This window comes from Bradyrhizobium sp. LTSP885 (assembly GCF_000938305.1).
GTDB lineage: Bacteria > Pseudomonadota > Alphaproteobacteria > Rhizobiales > Xanthobacteraceae > Bradyrhizobium.
In genome coordinates, this window is sequence record NZ_JYMT01000042.1 from 228,915 (window position 1) to 247,461 (window position 18,547).

Annotated in this window: 16 protein-coding genes and 1 tRNA gene; 11 read left to right on the forward strand and 6 right to left on the reverse strand. The window is 62.9% G+C overall.

Annotation, left to right across the window (positions count from 1 at the left end; genetic code table 11):
• Positions 1–38 precede the first annotated feature (38 nt).
• From UP09_RS30090 to UP09_RS30110, 5 genes are all read left to right on the forward strand, one after another.
• Positions 39–755, forward strand: coding sequence for an SIR2 family NAD-dependent protein deacylase (locus UP09_RS30090; protein WP_044542653.1), 717 nt, complete (start codon positions 39–41; stop codon positions 753–755).
• A 200-nt stretch (positions 756–955) separates the two neighbouring features.
• The gene (locus tag UP09_RS30095) at positions 956–1,621 is read left to right on the forward strand and encodes a cold-shock protein (protein ID WP_044541979.1); all 666 of its coding nucleotides are present in this window, start codon (positions 956–958) and stop codon (positions 1,619–1,621) included.
• A gap of 159 nt (positions 1,622–1,780) precedes the next feature.
• On the forward strand, positions 1,781–2,218 hold the full coding sequence (locus UP09_RS30100) for a DUF192 domain-containing protein (RefSeq protein WP_245302333.1): 438 nt from the start codon (positions 1,781–1,783) through the stop codon (positions 2,216–2,218).
• Between the two features lie 192 nt (positions 2,219–2,410).
• A tRNA-Pro gene (locus UP09_RS30105) sits at positions 2,411–2,487 on the forward strand.
• A 429-nt stretch (positions 2,488–2,916) separates the two neighbouring features.
• Positions 2,917–3,693, forward strand: a complete 777-nt coding sequence (locus UP09_RS30110) for a cyclase family protein (RefSeq protein ID WP_044541981.1) — start codon at positions 2,917–2,919, stop codon at positions 3,691–3,693.
• A 441-nt stretch (positions 3,694–4,134) separates the two neighbouring features.
• On the opposite strand, the gene UP09_RS30115 is transcribed toward UP09_RS30110, so the two are convergent.
• From UP09_RS30115 to UP09_RS30125, 3 genes are all read right to left on the reverse strand, one after another.
• Positions 4,135–5,589 (reverse strand): SagB family peptide dehydrogenase, encoded by a 1,455-nt coding sequence (locus UP09_RS30115; protein ID WP_082070342.1) that lies wholly within the window; start codon positions 5,587–5,589, stop codon positions 4,135–4,137.
• Positions 5,590–5,601: 12 nt separating this feature from the next.
• A complete protein-coding gene (locus UP09_RS30120) occupies positions 5,602–7,854 on the reverse strand; it encodes a TOMM precursor leader peptide-binding protein (protein ID WP_156164845.1) in 2,253 nt (750 codons plus the stop codon).
• Positions 7,855–8,069: 215 nt separating this feature from the next.
• Positions 8,070–8,318 carry a hypothetical protein gene (locus UP09_RS30125; protein ID WP_156164846.1) on the reverse strand — a complete coding sequence of 83 codons (249 nt, stop codon included), beginning with the start codon at positions 8,316–8,318 and terminating at the stop codon, positions 8,070–8,072.
• A gap of 411 nt (positions 8,319–8,729) precedes the next feature.
• Here UP09_RS30125 and UP09_RS30130 point away from each other — a divergent pair, with 411 nt between their 5' ends.
• Complete coding sequence (locus UP09_RS30130) at positions 8,730–9,620, forward strand: VOC family protein (protein ID WP_044541985.1); 891 nt, start codon at positions 8,730–8,732, stop codon at positions 9,618–9,620.
• Positions 9,621–9,644: 24 nt separating this feature from the next.
• On the opposite strand, the gene UP09_RS30135 is transcribed toward UP09_RS30130, so the two are convergent.
• Entirely contained in the window at positions 9,645–10,817 is a 1,173-nt protein-coding gene (locus UP09_RS30135) for an OpgC domain-containing protein (protein ID WP_044541986.1), read from the reverse strand.
• A 223-nt stretch (positions 10,818–11,040) separates the two neighbouring features.
• Here UP09_RS30135 and UP09_RS30140 point away from each other — a divergent pair, with 223 nt between their 5' ends.
• Positions 11,041–11,346, forward strand: a complete 306-nt coding sequence (locus UP09_RS30140) for an ETC complex I subunit (protein WP_044541987.1) — start codon at positions 11,041–11,043, stop codon at positions 11,344–11,346.
• 27 nt (positions 11,347–11,373) lie between these two features.
• On the opposite strand, the gene UP09_RS30145 is transcribed toward UP09_RS30140, so the two are convergent.
• Positions 11,374–11,871 (reverse strand): Lrp/AsnC family transcriptional regulator, encoded by a 498-nt coding sequence (locus UP09_RS30145; RefSeq protein WP_044541988.1) that lies wholly within the window; start codon positions 11,869–11,871, stop codon positions 11,374–11,376.
• Positions 11,868–12,527, reverse strand: a complete 660-nt coding sequence (locus UP09_RS30150; RefSeq protein ID WP_044541989.1) for a TetR/AcrR family transcriptional regulator — start codon at positions 12,525–12,527, stop codon at positions 11,868–11,870. Before UP09_RS30150 ends, UP09_RS30145 begins: the two co-directional genes overlap by 4 nt.
• Before the next feature lie 195 nt (positions 12,528–12,722).
• Between UP09_RS30150 and UP09_RS30155 the strand changes: the two genes are divergently transcribed.
• The 4 genes from UP09_RS30155 (at position 12,723) to UP09_RS30170 (ending at position 18,495) form a co-directional block, all read left to right on the forward strand.
• A complete protein-coding gene (locus UP09_RS30155; protein WP_044541990.1) occupies positions 12,723–13,895 on the forward strand; it encodes an isovaleryl-CoA dehydrogenase in 1,173 nt (390 codons plus the stop codon).
• A gap of 63 nt (positions 13,896–13,958) precedes the next feature.
• Entirely contained in the window at positions 13,959–15,563 is a 1,605-nt protein-coding gene (locus UP09_RS30160) for a carboxyl transferase domain-containing protein (RefSeq protein WP_044541991.1), read from the forward strand.
• A gap of 14 nt (positions 15,564–15,577) precedes the next feature.
• The gene (locus UP09_RS30165) at positions 15,578–17,587 is read left to right on the forward strand and encodes an acetyl/propionyl/methylcrotonyl-CoA carboxylase subunit alpha (RefSeq protein ID WP_044542655.1); all 2,010 of its coding nucleotides are present in this window, start codon (positions 15,578–15,580) and stop codon (positions 17,585–17,587) included.
• Entirely contained in the window at positions 17,584–18,495 is a 912-nt protein-coding gene (locus UP09_RS30170) for a hydroxymethylglutaryl-CoA lyase (RefSeq protein ID WP_044541992.1), read from the forward strand. Before UP09_RS30165 ends, UP09_RS30170 begins: the two co-directional genes overlap by 4 nt.
• The last annotated feature ends 52 nt before the right edge of the window (positions 18,496–18,547 follow it).

An 18,547-nucleotide genomic window follows, 5' to 3' on the forward strand; every position in this document is an offset into this window, starting at 1 on the left:
CAAAAGATATCGGCAGCGGCGTCGAGCAACTCGGCAAGATGATCGCCGAGGCGTCCTCCATTGTTCCCTTTACCGGCGCCGGCATCTCCACCGAGTGCGGCATTCCCGACTTCCGTTCGCCCGGCGGCCTCTGGACCCGCAACCGGCCGATCCCGTTCGACGAGTTTATCGCCAGTCAGGAGGCGCGCGACGAGTCGTGGCGTCGCCGCTTCGCGATGGAACCGACCTTTGCGGCGGCTCAGCCCGGTCGCGGGCATCGCGCGCTGGCTTCGCTCTATCGCGCCGGCAAGGTACCCGGCATCATCACCCAGAACATCGACAATCTGCATCAAGCCTCGGGCTTCAAGGCCGATGACGTGATCGAACTCCATGGCAACACGACCTATGCCCGCTGCATCGGCTGCGCCAAGGCGTACGAGCTGTCGTGGGTGAAGCAGCGCTTCGACGCAAGCGGCAGCGCGCCTGACTGCGCGGGCTGCGGCGATCCGGTCAAGACCGCGACGATCTCGTTCGGCCAGTCGATGCCCGAAGATGCAATGCGCCGTGCGACGGAACTCACCCAGCATTGCGATCTGTTTCTGGCGATCGGATCGTCGCTGGTGGTGTGGCCGGCCGCGGGCTTTCCGATGATGGCGAAGAACTGCGGCGCGCGGCTCGTGATCATCAACAACGAGCCGACCGACCAGGACGACATTGCCGACCTGGTGATCCGCCACGACATCGGCGAGACGCTCGGTCCGTTCGTAGGCAATTGATGCCTATTTGATTCGCTGACGCGCAAGCCTGTTCATAGTTCCCGGCAGATTCGTTTTTTAGCTATGCGCCGCAGGCGGGAGTGTTATCTTTTGAGTCGAGAGATTCGCGCGGCGTTATCGTGAGTTGGTCATGGTGAGCGCCGTGTTCAGGCTTCGCCGCAACGACGGCAAATTACAATTGATGTGTGGGGTCCGGGGTCATGGGGTCGGACGGATTTGAGTCCAAGAAGCTTGGCGGACCGCCGGCGGGCGCGTCAGGACAGGGCAGACTTGGACCTGGCGAATATACGAGCGGCGCGCCGCGTGATGCGGCGATGGATCCGTTCTCCGGCCTCGGCGATGCCGCGGCCAATCTCGTTGAAATCTCCGGCATCATCAAATGGTTCGACGCCTCGAAGGGCTACGGCTTCATCGTCCCTGACAATGGCTGGCCGGACGTGTTGCTGCACGTGACCGTGCTGCGGCGCGACGGTTATCAGACCGCCTATGAGGGTGCGCGCCTCGTCGTCGAATGCGTGCAGCGCGCGAAGGGCTACCAGGCCTTCCGCATCGTCTCCATGGACGAGTCGACGGCGATCCATCCGGCGCAGATGCTGCCGCCGCGGACCCATGTCACTGTTACCGCGACCAGCGGACTCGAGCGTGCGCAGGTCAAATGGTTCAACCGGCTGCGCGGCTTCGGCTTCCTGACCTGCGGCGAGGGGACGCCTGACGTCTTCGTCCATATGGAAACGCTGCGCCGCTTCGGCATGACCGAGCTGCGCCCTGGCCAATATGTGCTGGTGCGCTTCGGGCCCGGCTCCAAGGGCATGATGGCCGCCGAAATCCACCCCGAGAGCGGTCCGTCGGCGCTGTCGTCGCACTAAATCAATTGGCCGCCCTGACGGAAACGTGAGCCGCTTGGCGGCTCCCAAGGCTCTGGCATTTGCCGCAATCGTCGGGTTAGGGTCCGCCGGAAATTTCTCCGGCGTGAGTATCTCTGCATGAATTTCTCTTCGCTTGTTGGGCGGCTTCGCCCGTCGCTGATGGCCTCGCTCGTCATCATGTTCGGCGCACTGGCAGGCCCGGCTGCGCAGGCCGCGTCCTTCCAGCCGCTCGAGATCGTCACCAAGTCAGGCGTTCACGTGTTCTCGGTGGAGATCGCGACCACGGAGCAGGAGAAGGAAACCGGCCTGATGTACCGGAAGGAGCTGGCGGACGGCAAAGGCATGCTGTTCGACTTCTCGCCGGAGCAGGAGGTGTCGATGTGGATGAAGAACACCTATGTCTCGCTCGACATGATCTTCATCCGCGCTGACGGCCGCATCCTGCGGATCGCCGAAAGCACCGAGCCGCTCTCGACCAAGATCATCCCGTCGCGCGGGCTGGCCAAGGGCGTCCTGGAGGTGGTGGCGGGGACCGCGCAGAAATACGGCATCCAGCCCGGCGATCGGGTCGGGCATCCGCTGTTCAGCGGGCATTAGAGCGTTTTCGAGCGAAGTGGATACCGGTTCGCGTTAAGAAAACGCGTCAAAACAACAATCCAGGGCCCCGTTCCGATTCCATCGGAACGGAAACGGCTCTGGCTTTTCGGCTGAAAACGCTATGAAAACGCCTGAACCGGTGCCTTGCTGACGCCGGTTTATGCGTGTATCGACATGGCTTCTCGGAAACCTCGGGGTATAGCGCAGCCTGGTAGCGCGGCAGTTTTGGGTACTGCAGGTCGTTGGTTCGAATCCAGCTGCCCCGACCAACCCTTTCCCTTTGCCATCCTCTGGAACCTGCCGCGGACGCTAAAGACCGGCCGCGTGCGCGGCGGCGGCATGCCCATAAGGAAAACCCCGCGGGCGGCGCGGGGTTTTCAGTCGGCAGCAATCGGGATTTAAGGGCCAGCGCTGCCGGCATTGTGATAAACTAGAGATTGCATCTTAAAATGCAACAGCGCCGCCTGAACGGAATATGATCATCCAGGCGGCGCTGCGCGAATTACTGGGCCCTTAAATCCCCAGTCTGTGTTGGTCGCGCCTTGAGCTGAAAAGGTTCAAGGGAAAGCAAGTATTTTCAGCCGCTTGCCGCAGAGCGGGGGGCTCTCCTCAATGCACAAATGGATGTGGCTTGCCGATCGAGCAGGCGGGCTGGCAGGGTAGCGCCGCCCCAAAACAAAAATCAGCGAGGAGACACCATGGCGCGCAAACTGATCGATATCTCGGTTCCCCTGCAGAATGACGTGCCGGCCGATCCGCCCGGTCTCCACCCGACTATCCATTACAGCGATCACCAGCAGGGACTGCCGCGCATGCTGCAGTTCTTCGAGGGGCTGAAGGCCGAGGAACTGCCCGACGGCCAGGGTTGGGCGATGGAGATGGTGTCGCTCTCCACCCACAACGGCACGCATCTCGATGCGCCCTGGCACTTCCATCCGACGATGAACCGCGGCGAGCGGTCCTGGACCATCGATGAAGTGCCGCTGGACTGGTGCTTTCAACCGGGCGTGAAGCTCGACTTCCGGCATCTGCCTGATGGCTACGTGGCGACAGCTGATGACGTCGAAGCCGAGCTGAAGCGCATCGGCCATACGCTGTCGCCGCTCGATATCGTCGTCGTCAACACCAGCGCCGGCGCCAAATATGGTCGGCCCGATTACGTCACCTCGGGCTGCGGCATGGGCTATGAAGCCACGATGTATCTGCTCGAGCGCGGCGTGCGGCTGACCGGCATCGACGGCTGGAGCTGGGACGCACCGTTCGTCTACACCGCGAAGAAATATGCCGAGACAAAGGACGCGAGCCTGATCTGGGAAGGTCACAAGGCCGGCCGCCATATCGGCTATTGTCACATCGAGAAGCTGCACAATCTGGAGCAGCTGCCATCGACCGGCTTCATGGTCTCGTGCTTCCCGGTGAAGATCGAGCGCGCGTCGGCGGGATGGACGAGGGCGGTCGCGATCGTTGACGGCTAACTGTTCCCTTGCAAAAGTCCGCAAACGCCATAGGCGATAGTCCTGGGCGAGGGTGCTTGCGTGATTTCGGAATAATGGAACAATACCGCTGAGTTGCCCGACATGTCAAGTAGTCGTGTCGAGCGCCGGCAGCGGCCGGCTACTTTGCATGAGGTTGTTTTCGATATTTTGGCAGTGCGCTCAGTTGCAGAAGCCGCGAATGCCATATGCGATAGCCCTGGGGGGAACACGGGCGATCCGATCAATCCCGCTGATTGTTGCCGCGAGGCTACAGCCTGACGCAGGTAAATGTGCCCTAATACACGTCGTGGTCGCGAGCGGTTCGATGACTGAGCACGGTAGCTCGTCATGGTATGACCTGATGGTTTCGCAGTTCTCTCCCGTGGACTTGAGCCCCGGCGTTGTCCGGGGCTCTCTCTTGTCCGATGACGGGGCGAGGAGCTATCGGGAAGCTTGTATCTCCGCGCCGCGCCCCAGCGCAAACTGGCCGACCGGCCCCTCGACGTGAAAGTCGAGCCCGGTCATCTTCGCAAACAGATCGATATTGGTGGTGCCGATCGCACAGCCGCCGAGGCCCAGATCGGTTGCCATCATGTACAGCGTCTGGGTCAGCACGCCGACATCCTTCAGGATCAGCGCATAAGCGATCGCGCTGTACTTCCAGGAAATCCGGCCAAATCGCGCTGCGATCGTGATCAGGATCTGCGGCGGCGATGTCGCGTCCATGGCAAAGACGGCGCTTTGCAACATGGATTCGAAGTGTTGCGGGTGGACGTCGATGGCTGCGAGCGCGTGCGCATCGGCGTCATAGTGATAGAACCCCCGCGCCAGGCCGTCGCAATTCGCAACCGCCAGATAGAGCTCGAGCTCATAGGCGCTGCCCGCCCCAGGATAGGGCCGGCCGGTGTATTCGATGTCAGGGCCGTCGTCGGCGAATTCAAGCTGGCTGCTCCATTTCGACCTGATGCGCGCGACGCTGTCGAGCAGCGTCGAAAGCTCAGCCAGCGTGATTGGTTTCTGGTCATCGAAATCGCGCGTGGAATGCCGTTCGTGCAGCAGTTTTTCAAACGGTGAGGCGGTCCTGCTGGACTCCTGCAGCTTGATGGTCTTGCCGGGCCAGGTGGGCCGCACCGCCGGCAGTGGCGCGATCAGGCCGGTGTGCGGATAGAGGCCGCCCAGCGGATTGGCCTGCCGGCCTTCCGTGCTGCGGGTATGGAACAGCAGGTCGTGAAAATCCCACAGCACAAGGCCGTCATCGCCCTCCGCCTGCCGGAGCGCATCGGGTTTTGCGGTGTCGACCTCGATCAGGATCTGGCAATCCAGCAGCAGCGCGAGCAATGCCGGTCCCGGGTAGTCGTCGCGACGCCTGATGCGGCTGACCGTCTGCGGCGTGGCGAGGATCGTGAGCAGGGGCGCAATTCGGGGATCGCAGATCCTGAACACGGCGCCGGCCCGCGGTGATTCCAGGATCATGTCGGTGCCGCGCCGCCGCAGATAGGCGAAGCGTGACAGCGCGATCGTCGTCGCGTCGCCAAGTTTTGGCGTTCGTGGCCAGTAATCCGGGATCTGCGGTTCGATCACCACCAAATCATCATCGGTGTCCGCGCGCCGCAGGTGGTATTCCACGAGACCGCGGCGCGCCAATTGCCGGATCAGGCGCTCGACATCTCGCTCGACCGCATCACCTTCAGTCGAAGGGAGAGCCAAGCCCGACCGCAAGTCCTGGGCGCGCTCCGCTGCCGCGGCGCCGAAAATCCCCAGCGGCTCCGCATAGCCGTCGAAATGCGCGGCTATGCTTCCGTCAGCCTGCGCATCGAGGGTGACTTGCGCATTGAGCCGAGCGAACAGAGCCGGCGGCGCGGCGCTTTGCGATTTCTTTTTCGTGGGCGCGCGCACGCCGGAATCACCTCAACTATGCGGGAGGAACGGCGTCAGTTCGCTTTCCAGCGACGGCCGATCGCGCAATCCAAGCTTGACGGGGACATCATAGAGCCGCCCCGGCCCGAAGCGGCGATAGAAATGCCGCATGCCGGGAACGATGACCCGGACCACCGGAACCTCGACGTCCGGCCGGGTCTGATCCAGCACCAGAAAGTCCATCCCGGCGCGCGCCGCGATCTCGACACAGGCATCGGCCTGCGCGCGCGCATTGTCGAGCGGCACCTTGGCCGCGGGGGCGGGCGGAATGATCGGATTGGGATCCGGAATCAGGAACGGATAGTCTTCCAACCGCAGCGGATTGATGCCATCGAGGCTCGGCTTTTCGCCCGTGCCGCCGCCCATCAGTCCGATCGACAGGAACTGGTTCAACTCCGTCAACGACCGCAGCAGGGCGATGCGTGGGTCGAAGTGCGAGCCGGAGCCGAACTCGATATTCTCCTGTCCGTTCTGCATCCAGTGCACGATCGCGACATAGGTCGGGATGGCGAGATCGCTGGTGATGTCGAGCACCCACAGCTTGCGGCCGGATTCCTCGAGCTGGGACTTGAGATCACGAACATAGGAATCATCGAACTGGTTGAGATCGACTTCCGCCCGCCGCGATCGGTTGTACCACCAGATCGCGTAGGCATCGCGCTCCATCAGTTCAAGGAAGCCTTGTGTGATCGCCTCCTCGCGGGTGTTGCCGGCCGCGCAGCCGTTGGAATCGGCGGCGAAGCCTGCCGGGCCCTCGTAGAAAAAATACAGCAAGCTGGTTGGGATCTGGCGGAAGCGTTTGTCGCGCAGCGACCAGACCGGGGTCCATTCGATCCGTTCCGACGGATCGAACGGTTCCGGCGCCGGTTGGGTGGGATGCGAATCGTCGTGATTGTGCACGCTGCGGGTGCGGAACTGCTCTTCGCTGAACAGCAGGATGTCGTTCGGGCGGATCGCATCACCTGCCGGAAAATCGGTGAAACGTTTTCGAGCCCGGATTTCGTCGCCTTGAAAGATTCCCGAATAGCGCTCGATCGCTTCCATCAATGCGCTGGCTTCGCCTTGCTCGGCGGTGCTGCCCTTGCCGAAGCTGCCGCCGCTTAGCCCTGAGCGGAGCTGGTCGACGCTCTGCGCCGGCGCGGAGAAATTGTGCTGGGCGTAGAAATTGGTGTTCATCGGCAGATCGACTTCGATCCGCTCCAGCCGCGTTACCACGCCGGTGAGCGGGCTGACGTGCTTCTTGAACTTCGCCACCGTGGCGCGCGACGACACGGCGCGATAGCCGCCGCTGGTCATGACGAGCTTGGCGCCCGGTCCCAATTCGATCGGCTGTGGTGCCCGCCGCGGGTTTTGCAGTTTCTTGCTGCCGCAGGTCGGACATTGCGGGCGATGCGCCACGTAGTGCCTGGCGATGGTCGAGCCCAGCAGGTCGAGGCTCACGATGTGATTGCGCAGATCGGTGCGGAAGCCGCTTGCGATCGCCTTGGCTATCTCGACCGCCGCAAACTGAATCGCGCTTTGCCCGACGGTGTGCTGCGTAAGCGGCGACACCGCGACCGGACGCGCGCCGCCGCGATTGAGGAATCCCTTGACCTCGCGGTTGCGGATCATCCGATCGAACAGACAGGTCCAGCAGGCGCTCTCACCCGGATTGAAGACCGGGCCGACCAGGGGGAACACGCCGGAGGGTTGAACCAGCAGCCAGGGAGACTTATCGGAGACCCGAGCAAGGTTGCGCTCGGCCAGCCGCTGGTCGAGATAATCGTTGACCAGCGTGACCGTGAGGTTGGGCGATGTCTTGACGATGCGGACGCCGATATCCCCGAGCGCCTTGGTCAATTCAGCCGCGCCTTTGACGTCGATCGTTTCAAGCTTCACGCGGCAGTTCTGAAGGTTTTGCTCGGCGACCGCGGCGGGCAGGCCGAGACTTTCCCAAAACCCGGCGACAACGTCGTTGGGAGCTGGCGGCTTCGAGATCAAATAGCGGCGATCGAGCAGCCGCTTGATAGCTTCATTGATGGTGTCAGGGGGAAATCTTCGCCCGAGGTCGCCAACCAGCTTGGCGACACTGCTTCCGTTTGTGCCGATTGCCGAAGCAAGCGCGCAGTAGAGCTCGCCGTGAAGAAAGAATTTGCGGTCTTCTGAATAGAGGCAGACGACATCGGGAGGCAGTACGTAGGCCGTGAAATTCGGTGCGAACTGCAAAACGTCCTTGTTGGCCTGCGGAGTGGATTTTTTGGGCAAAGACTCGTTCCTGTACAGCTTGCGCGCCGATGTTGCGGAGCAGGCAAGGCGTTGAGCTCAGCGTCCCCACGCTGTTGCCCGAAGCGCGCCGCGCCATGACACATCACAACATGAAACGGCGACAACATGGAAGGTCGACAACATGAAATGGCCGGGCCGACCTGCGTCGAACCCGGCCATGACGATTGATGTTGGTCAACGCGATGCTGTCTGGCTTAGCAGACGCGGCAGGCGCCCCACGACAGGCAGCAGCCGCCGCCGCAACCACCGCCGCAGCGGCAACCACGACAACCGCGGCAGCCACGGCAACCGCGGCAACCGCCGCAGCCGCGCCACGCGACCTGAACGCCAGCTCCGACGTTCTCCTTGTCGAACAGGTGGAACGTTGCCAGGCTGACGTCGGCGATTTCTTCCTCGCCGAGTGTGATGGCTTGGGTCGGCACGTAGTGCGAAGTCTGCGGCAAGTCCGCCGCCGGCACTGCCGATGCGGACGCACTTCCCACCAGTGAGAGAGTCAATCCGGCCGCACCCAACGCGGGCATGGCGGCCTTGGTCACACGCTTCCGCTTGGGGGCTTGCTTCACCCGTGGCATAGTCGCATCCTCCATTCCTGATAAAACTGTAGTCTCGAGTCCACCCTGCGTATTTGTACGCTCGACAATCTGACCATGCAAGACTCGCTATGCTGTCGCACGACGTTTCGTGATGCATTCATGCTGTTCATCGAGCGTTCATGCTCTTGTTCATGCTGCGGTTCATCTTGATGAACGAGATCAGCAGCCGGTGCTGTGACGGGCCCTTCGTCGACAATTTCAAGCTGCGCGAAACGCCCATGCTGCACTGCGATTACCCTGAGGACGAAGCGAGGAATCGGCATGGAGGGTGATGGCGCGAGCTTCGCCTGGTACGAACTGCTGACCACGGATGTGGCGGGCGCGAGCACCTTCTACGGCAGCGTGCTGAGCTGGGAAGCGAAGGACATTTCCACGCCCGGGCTTTCTTACAATTTGTTCATGTCAGGCGGGAGCCCGCGAACCGGCCTGATGGAGCTGCCGGAAGAAGGCAGGCGGCAGGGAGCGATGCCGAGATGGATCGGCTATGTCGGCGTCGGCGATATCGACGCGACCGTTGGCCGGATTCAAAAGCTTGGCGGCGCCGTCTATGTGCCGCCGACCAACACCAATATCGGCCGCGTCTCGATCGTCGCCGATCCGCAACGGGCGACGTTTGGATTGGTGGGCGGTTTGAAGGTCGCTCCGTCGATGGTCGCTGACCTCGATGCGCCCTGGGGTGTCTGCTGGCATGAATTGCTGGCCGCCGACTGGCGCAAGGCCTTCGGGTTCTACAGCGAGGTTTTCGGCTGGCAGCAAGCTCAGTCCGATTTGGCTGCCGACGAGCCCTATCAGTTGTTCTCGGCTGGCGGGCTGACTGCCGGCGGTATCTTCAACAAGCGGCCGCTCGAACCGATCCCGTTCTGGCTCTATTACTTCAATGTCGATGACATCGACGCCGCCACAGTGCGGGTGAAGACCGGCGGCGGACGGGTCTATGCGGGCCCGCTGGAGTTGCCCGACGGCAGCTGGATCGTCCGTTGCCTCGACCCTCAGGGCGCTGCATTTGCTCTGCAGGGAGCGCGAAGTCAGGACAGCATAGCGAAGGCACCAGCCGCGGAATATAGCTGGACCAGCTCCTGGGGCGGGATCTCGTCGCAGGGCAGGTGGCGCAACGACCGACCGGCCGGCAAGGGCCGGCCGCCGGGCAAGTGAGGCAGATCGTCAGCCGGCCTTCGGTCAGGCCGCTTTGGCCGGCGCCGCAGGCGGCTTGGCTGCTGCCGGCGGCTTGACCGGCTTGTCCTGCCGTTTCGACCAGGAGATGTAGTAGGCCACGATCGTCATGATCGCGATGCCGGAGACGCTGACGAAGATCTGGGCGAACAGCGAGCCCGAGCTCATCGACAGCTCGAAATGCCCGACGAAGGACAGGAACACGCCGACGCAGAACACCGCGAGCGACTGCTGGCCGCAGACGATGACCGGATCGAACACCTTCCACTCCAGCGCCGACCAGTCCTTCGGCACGAAGCGGATCACCAGCACGGTGATGACCACGAAGTGCAGGAATCGATAGGGCGCAAGGTTGGTCTTGTCGTTCGGGTTGAACTCCGCATAGAGCCAATGCGGGAACATGGCACCAAGGCTGTCCGGGAAGCGCCCTGCCATCGTCATGATCAGTGCGAAGATCATATAGGCGATGCAGAACCAGAGCGTGTAGGGCGAATTGATGATGTGCATGTTCTGGCGTGCACCGCCCATCGCGCACCATGATCCGAATACGAACAGCACCTGCCAGCAGTATGGATTGAAGTACCAGGTCCCCGCCGGGTAGGCCGCCAGATTCCAACCCATCTGCCGCGCGACCAGCCACAGCGCGATCGACGCCAGCATGGTCCAGTTCGGCTGCCGCAGCATGATCCACAGCACCGGCGGAAACAGCCCCATCAGCACGATGTAGAGCGGCAGCACGTCGAGATTGACCGGCTTGAACTTCAGGAAAAGTCCCTGCCGCAGCGTCTCGGTCGCATTGTCGACGAGGCCGGCGACGTTGAACTCGTTGATCATCTCGGAATCGCCGAAGCGCAGCGCGAGGTAGCTGATCGAGGCGATGTAGATCACGAACAGGATGATGTGGGCGACATAGAGCTGCCAGACACGCTTGGTCAGCCGCGTGGCGCCGACGATGAAGCCGCGCTCCATCATCATGCGGGCATAGACAAACGACGCCGTGTAGCCGGAGATGAAGACGAAGAGGTCGGCGGCGTCGCTGAAGCCGTAATTCCGGGTCGTGATCCAGTTCACGATATTGTCGGGGATGTGATCGAGATAGATCGCCCAGTTCGCGATCCCGCGGAACAGGTCGAGCCGGAGGTCACGTCCTTTTTCGGGCAGGTGAGCGTGAATTTCCATGGGGTCCCGCTTCTTCGAGGTGATGCTTCGGCCTCGCCGCGTGGGGCAGAACGATCCCGAAGCCCAGATTGTCACAGCTTAGCAGAATGACTATACCGGTCCGGTGAAGGTAGCTTCCGAGGGCAGGGAATCACCGATCAAGTCCCGAACGGTGTCTCTATACTGTCCCGGCGGTTTCCTCCAACCGCTTCAATCTTGCACCTCCCACGGGGCCCGACCATCCATGACCGCACGCATTTTTAAGCCCGCCAAAAACGCGATGCAATCGGGACGTGCCAAGACCAAAGAATGGCAACTGGATTACGAACCGGAGCAGCCGCGGACGGTGGAGCCGCTGATGGGCTGGACCTCATCCGGCGACATGAAGCAGCAGCTCACGCTCCGCTTCGAGACCAAGGAAGAGGCGATTGCCTATTGCGAGCGGAAGGGCGTCGCCTACCAAGTGCTCGAGCCGAAGGATTCGGCGCATCGCCAGATCGCCTATGCCGACAATTTCGCGTTCGGCCGCTGGGAGCCTTGGACTCACTAAGCTTTGGACCCACTAAGGGGCCAGGAATCAGGCCGCTGGGTTTGGAACGGCGAGGCTGCCGGCAATGGGCAGCGGGGCGTCCTTGGAGACGCCGAGCACCGGAAAGCTTCTAATTTTACGCACATTGGGCAGGCCTGCGAATTGCAGCAGCTGCCGGCGCATATCGTCGACATCGGGTGCGACGCATTTGAGCATGAAGTCGGCATCCCCGGAAATCCGCCAGCATTTCAGGAAACGCGGAACGGCAGCGACCGCCGCCTCGAATGCTTCGATCGCGGCCAGATTCTGGCTGTCGAGCTGGATCAGGACGAAGGTCGTCACCTCATAGCCGAGCAGCCGTTCGTCGATTGTGGCGCGGATCGCCTGGATCACGCCAAGGCTGCGCAAGGTCCTGACACGGCGAAGGCAGGGTGGGGCGGTGATGCCGACACGGGCGGCGAGTTCGTTGATCCTGATCCGGCCATCCTGCTGCAGCTCGGACAGGATCTTGAGGTCGATGTCGTCGAGCTGGTGACGCTCCGTCACGGCTGCTCACCGGCCAGGACGCTGCGTTGACGGCTGCCGCCCTTGCCTGTCTCGCCGAGCACCGCCTGCGGCGCCACCCCCGACAGCACCAGCTTCTCGTGGGCCGCGACGATCGCCTCCTTGGTCAGCCGGCCGCCGGGGCGGTACCAGGTGCACAGCCCGGTCAACAGCGCGATGATGGCAAAGGTTGCGACCTGGATGTCGACCACCTCGAAGGCGCCTTCGGACACCCCGTCCGCGAGGATCTGCGCCAGCCGCTGCTCGTAGGCGCCGCGCAGCGTCACCACCACGTCGTAGTTCTTCGGCTCCAGGCTGCGCAGCTCGGAATTGGCGATGAAGACCTCGCGCTTGCGGGTCATGTGGTAGGTGACGTGGAAGGCGACGAAGCTGCGCAGCCTCTCGACCGGATCGGTCTTTCCCTCCAAAGCGAGGTCAAGCTGCCGCAGCAAATCGTTGATATGGTCCTGCACCAGGTCGAACAACAATTCCTGCTTGGTTGAGATATGGTTGTAGAGCGAGCCGGCCTGGATGCCGACCTCGGCGGCGAGCTGGCGCAGGCTCATCGCCTCATAGCCTTGCTCGAAGATCAGGCGCACGCCGGCCTTGCGGATCGCCTCCAGCGTCGTGGGGCCGTGTGAGCCGATCGTGCGTGCCATCGAGGGCCTCGGGATGGGTGTTGGCTTGCCAGAGACGTGCAGAAACAAGCAAACGACCGTATGTTTGTTGCACAAAATCCAAGCAGATTCAATGCGCTGCGGAACTCACGCACGAACTATAGCAGAGCCGCTTGCGAAAGAAATAAAAAAACGTATGATCGTTTAATTGCAGAATGAATCTCACAGGGAGGGATCATGGCCTCGAACCAGGCGGCAATCTTCAATTTCGACCTCGGCGAAACCGCGGATGCGATCCGCGAGACGGTGCATGATTTCTCGAGCAACGAGATCGCCCCGCGTGCCGCCGAGATCGATCGCAGCAATCAATTCCCGCGCGACCTCTGGCCGAAGATCGGTGCGCTCGGCCTGCACGGCATCACGGTCGAGGAGGAATATGGCGGTTCGGGCCTCGGCTATCTCGAGCATTGCATCGCGGTCGAGGAGATTTCGCGAGCCTCGGCCTCGGTCGGGCTTGCCTACGGCGCGCATTCCAACCTCTGCGTCAACCAGATCCGCCGCAACGGCAGCGAGGAGCAGAAGCGGAAATATCTGCCCAAACTGATCTCGGGCGAGCATGTCGGGGCGCTGGCGATGTCGGAGCCGTCGGCCGGCTCCGACGTGGTCTCGATGAAGACCCGCGCCGAGAAGAAGGGCGACCGCTTTGTGCTGAACGGCAACAAGATGTGGATCACCAACGGCCCGGTGGCCGAGACGCTGGTGGTCTATGCCAAGACCGATCCGAACGCCGGCCCGCGCGGCATCACCGCTTTCATCATCGAAAAGGGCATGAAGGGTTTTTCCACCGCGCAGAAGCTCGACAAGCTCGGCATGCGCGGCTCCGACACCTGCGAATTGGTGTTCGAGGATTGCGAGGTGCCCGAGGAGAACGTGCTCTCCGAGGTTGGCCGCGGGGTCAACGTGTTGATGAGCGGGCTCGACTATGAGCGCGCAGTGCTGGCGGCCGGTCCGATCGGCATCATGCAGGCCTGCATGGACGTGGTGCTGCCTTACGTCCACGAGCGCAAACAATTCGGCGAGCCGATCGGCACGTTCCAACTGGTGCAGGGCAAGCTCGCCGACATGTACACCACGATGAACGCCTCGCGCGCCTATGTGTACGCGGTGGCGAAAGCCTGCGACCGCGGCGAGACCACGCGCGAGGACGCCGCAGGCGCCATCCTCTACGCTGCCGAGAAGGCCACCCAATGCGCGCTGGATGCGATGCAATTGCTCGGCGGCAATGGCTACATCAACGACTATCCCACCGGCCGCCTGTTGCGCGATGCAAAACTCTACGAGATCGGCGCCGGCACCAGCGAAATTCGCCGCATGCTGATCGGCCGCGAGTTGTTTGCAAAGACGGCGTAGGATTCGCGCGATAATCTTTTCCACAAGTCCTTGTCGGTATCCCCAACGAGACGTGCAACGCACATGCCGCTTCATTCGACGATCGATCCCACATCCTCCGAATTCGCCCGCAACGCCGACGTGATGCGCGGCCTGGTCGCGGAGCTTCGCGACAAGCTCAATCAGGTTGCCGGCGGCGGCGGCAAGGTGTCTCGCGCCCGTCATACGTCACGCGGCAAGATGCTGGCGCGCGATCGCGTCGATCTCCTGGTCGACCCCGGCACCGCATTCCTCGAACTGTCGCCGCTGGCCGCCAACGGCCTCTATGGCGGTGACGTGCATTCGGCGAGCGTCGTGACCGGGGTGGGACGCATTTCGGGGCGCGAATGCATCATCGTCGCCAACGACGCCACCATCAAGGGCGGCACTTACTACCCGATGACGGTGAAGAAACATCTGCGCGCCCAGGACATCGCGCGGCAGAACAATCTACCTTGCGTCTACATGGTCGATTCCGGCGGCGCGTTCCTGCCGCTGCAGGACGAGATTTTCCCCGACGAGCGGCATTTCGGCCGCATCTTCTACAACCAGGCGCAGATGTCCGCTGCTGGCATTCCGCAGGTGGCGATCGTGATGGGATCCTGCACGGCCGGTGGCGCCTATGTGCCGGCGATGTCGGACGAGAGCATCATCGTGCGCAATCAGGGCACGATCTTCCTCGGCGGCCCGCCGCTGGTGAAGGCTGCGACCGGTGAGGTTGTCACGGCCGAGGAACTCGGCGGCGCCGATGTCCATTCGCGGCAATCAGGTGTGACCGATCACTACGCCCAGAACGATGCGCACGCGATCGGGATCGCCCGGCGCATCGTCGGCACCCTGAAGCAGCCGACGCCTGCGTCGCTCAATATGCGTCAGCCGCAAGAGCCGTTGTTTCCAGCGGAAGAGATCTACGGCGTCGTCTCCGCCGACGGCAGAAAACCGTTCGACGTGCACGACATCATCGCGCGGATCGTCGACGGCTCCGAATTCGACGAGTTCAAGAAGCTCTACGGGACCACGCTGATCTGCGGCTTCGCCCATATCTGGGGCTATCCGGTCGGCATCATCGCCAACAACGGCATCCTGTTCAGCGAGAGTTCGCTGAAGGGCGCGCATTTCATCGAGCTGTGCTGCCAGCGCGGCATTCCGCTGGTGTTTTTGCAGAACATCACCGGCTTTATGGTCGGCAAGAAATACGAGGCCGGCGGCATCGCGCGTGACGGCGCCAAGTTGGTGACGGCTGTTGCGACCGCCGGCGTGCCAAAATTCACCGTCGTGATCGGCGGCTCCTACGGCGCCGGCAATTACGGCATGTGCGGCCGGTCCTACAGTCCGCGCTTCCTCTGGCTGTGGCCCAACGCCCGCATCTCGGTGATGGGCGGCGAGCAGGCCTCGATGGTGTTGAGCCAGGTGCGCCGTGACAATATCGAGGCCAAGGGCGAGGCCTGGTCGGCGGACGAGGAGGACAAATTCCGCGCGCCGATCCGCGCTCAATATGAGAGCCAGGGCAATCCCTATTATGCCACCGCGCGGCTCTGGGACGACGGAGTGATCGATCCCGCCGATACGCGGCTGGTGCTGGGGCTTGGGCTATCGGCCGCCGCTAATGCGCCGATCGAACCGACGAAATTCGGCCTGTTCAGGATGTGATGCAGGATCTGATGATGGACCGCTCAAAACTCTACCGGCGTTTCCGTACGCTGCTGATCGCCAATCGCGGCGAGATCGCCTGCCGCGTCATCCGCTCCGCGCACGCCATGGGGCTGCGCACAGTGGCGGTCTATTCGGAAGCCGACCGCGACGCCATGCATGTCGGGCTCGCCGACGAGGCCGTGCTGCTCGGCCCCGCGCGGGCGCGCGACAGCTATCTCAACATTGAGCGCGTGATCGCCGCCGCCCGCGAGACCGGCGCCGAGGCCGTGCACCCCGGCTATGGCTTCCTCTCGGAGAACGCCGAATTCGCGCAGGCTTGCCTCGACGCCGGACTGGTGTTCGTCGGCCCAACCGCCGAGATGATGACGGCGATGGGATCCAAATCGGGCTCGAAGGCGCTGATGGAGAAAGCCGGTGTGCCCTTGGTGCCCGGCTATCACGGCGAGGCCCAGGACGAGGCGACCCTTGCGGAAGCGGCCAACCGGATCGGCTTCCCGGTATTGGCGAAGGCCTCCGCCGGCGGTGGCGGCCGCGGCATGCGCGTGGTCAATTCGGCCGCCGAATTGTCGGCCGCGATCGTCAGCGCCAAGCGCGAGGCCAAGGCGGCGTTCGGCGACGACCGCATGCTGATCGAGAAATACGTCCAGAACCCCCGGCATATCGAGGTTCAGATCGTCGGCGACAGCCATGGCAATCTGCTCTCGCTGTGGGAGCGCGAATGCACGCTGCAACGGCGGCACCAGAAGGTGATCGAGGAGGCACCGTCGCCGACGCTGAATTCAGCGCAACGCGAGGCGGTCTGCGCAGCCGCGCGCAAGGCGGCCGGTGCGGTCAACTACGTCGGCGCCGGCACCATCGAGTTCGTCTCCGACGGCAAGGACGTGTTCTTCATCGAGATGAACACGCGCCTGCAGGTCGAACATCCCGTGACCGAGTTGATTACCGGCATCGATCTGGTCGAATGGCAGCTCCGCGTCGCCTTCGGCGAGGCATTGCCGCTGAAGCAGGACGAGATCAAGCTCGACGGCCACGCCATCGAGGCCCGGGTCTACGCCGAGAACCCGCAGAAGAATTTCATGCCCTCGGTCGGCCGGATCAAGACCTGGCGGACCCCACCAGAGGGCGACGGCCTGCGCATTGATGCCGGCTATCGCAGCGGCGACGCCGTATCGCCTTACTACGACGCGATGCTGGCCAAGGTGATCGCCTGGGCGCCGACCCGCGAGGCCGCCATCGAGAAGCTCAACCGCGGGCTGGAGCAGACCGACGTCCGCGGCATCGTCACCAACATCCCGTTCCTGTCGGCGTTGGTGATGCATCCGGAGACACGGGCCAACAGGATTGACACCGGCTTCATCGAGCGCGAGCTGAAGAACCTGACCGCCGACAAGGGTGGTGCCGGCGAGTTCGAGCTTTGCGCGGCGGTGGCTGCGATCGTCAACGAGGAGCAGAATGCCGCGCGAGGCGCCGCCAATTCGCCCTGGCAGACCTTTGGCTGGATGCCGGTCGGCCGCCGCCAGCGCGTCTTCTCGTTCCGGCATGGTCATACCGCCGAGCAGACCATCACGTTGCACTATGGCCACGGACCATCGACCTTGTCCGTCGGCGGGCACGAACTTGCCTTCACCATCTCATCACCTGGTGACGGCGGATTCGATCTGACGCTCAATGGACTCAAGTCGCGCGTCGCGTCCGTTGTCGACGGCCACGAGCTTTATCTGCGCACCCGCAACGGCCGCTTCGACCTGCACTGGATCGATCCGTTCGGCGGCGAGAGCGAGGAGCAGGTCGGCGAGGACAAGATCGTGGCGCCGCTGCCGGGCACCGTCGTTGCGCTGCTTGCCGAGGAAGGTGCGACATTGGAGAAGGGCGCGCCGATCCTGACGCTGGAAGTCATGAAGATGGAGCAGACCTTGCGCGCGCCCTATGCGGGCGTGCTGAAGAAGCTCAAATGCAAGGTCGGCGACATCGTCGGCGAAGGTGTCGAGCTGGCCGAGATCGAGCCGGCGGCGGCGTCATGAGCGATCATATCAGCATCATCGAAATGGGGCCGCGCGACGGCCTCCAGAATGAGAAGACGCTCGTTAGCGTCGAAGCGCGCATCGCGTTTGTCGAGACGCTGGTAGCGGCAGGACTCACCACCGTCGAGGTCGGCGCCTTTGTCTCGCCCAAGGCGATCCCGCAGATGGCGAGTTCGGACCAGGTGCTGCGCGGTATCAGCCACGTCAAAGGCGCCGAATTCCATGTGCTGGTGCCGAACGAGAAGGGCTACGACGCCGCGCGCGCAGCCGGCGCCAAGGTCGTGTCGGTGTTCGCGGCCGCATCCGAAGGGTTTTCGCGCGCCAACATCAATTGCTCGATTGCGGACTCCATCGAACGGTTCAAGCCGGTTCTTGCGCGCGCCAGGGACGATGGCGTCAAGGTCCGCGGTTATGTTTCCTGCGTGCTGGGATGTCCGTTCGACGGCGAGATCAAGCCGAAGGCTGTCGCTGATCTCGCGAAGATATTGTGGGATCTCGGGTGCTACGAGATATCGCTCGGCGACACCATCGGCGTCGGCACGCCGCTCAAGGCCAAGCAGATGCTGCGGGCTGTCGCCGGCGAGGTGCCCGCTGACAAGCTCGCAATGCATTTCCACGACACTTACGGCCAGGCGCTCGCGAACCTCTATGCCGGCATGGAGGAGGGCGTTCGTGTCATCGACGGTGCCGCCGGCGGTCTCGGCGGCTGCCCCTATGCGCCCGGTGCGACGGGGAATGTGGCGACCGAGGATGTCGTCTACATGCTTGAGGGGATGGGGATCAGGACCGGCGTCGACATGGAGAAGCTGCTCGCGGCGACCAACGAGGTCGCGGGGTTGCTGGGTCGCCCGCCGGTGAGCCGCGTCGCGAGTGCGTTGAACGCGAAGAAGCGCCGCACAACTTCGTAGCGTGGGTAGAGCGAAGCGAAACCCACGGACAGTGATGGGTTTCGCTTCGCTC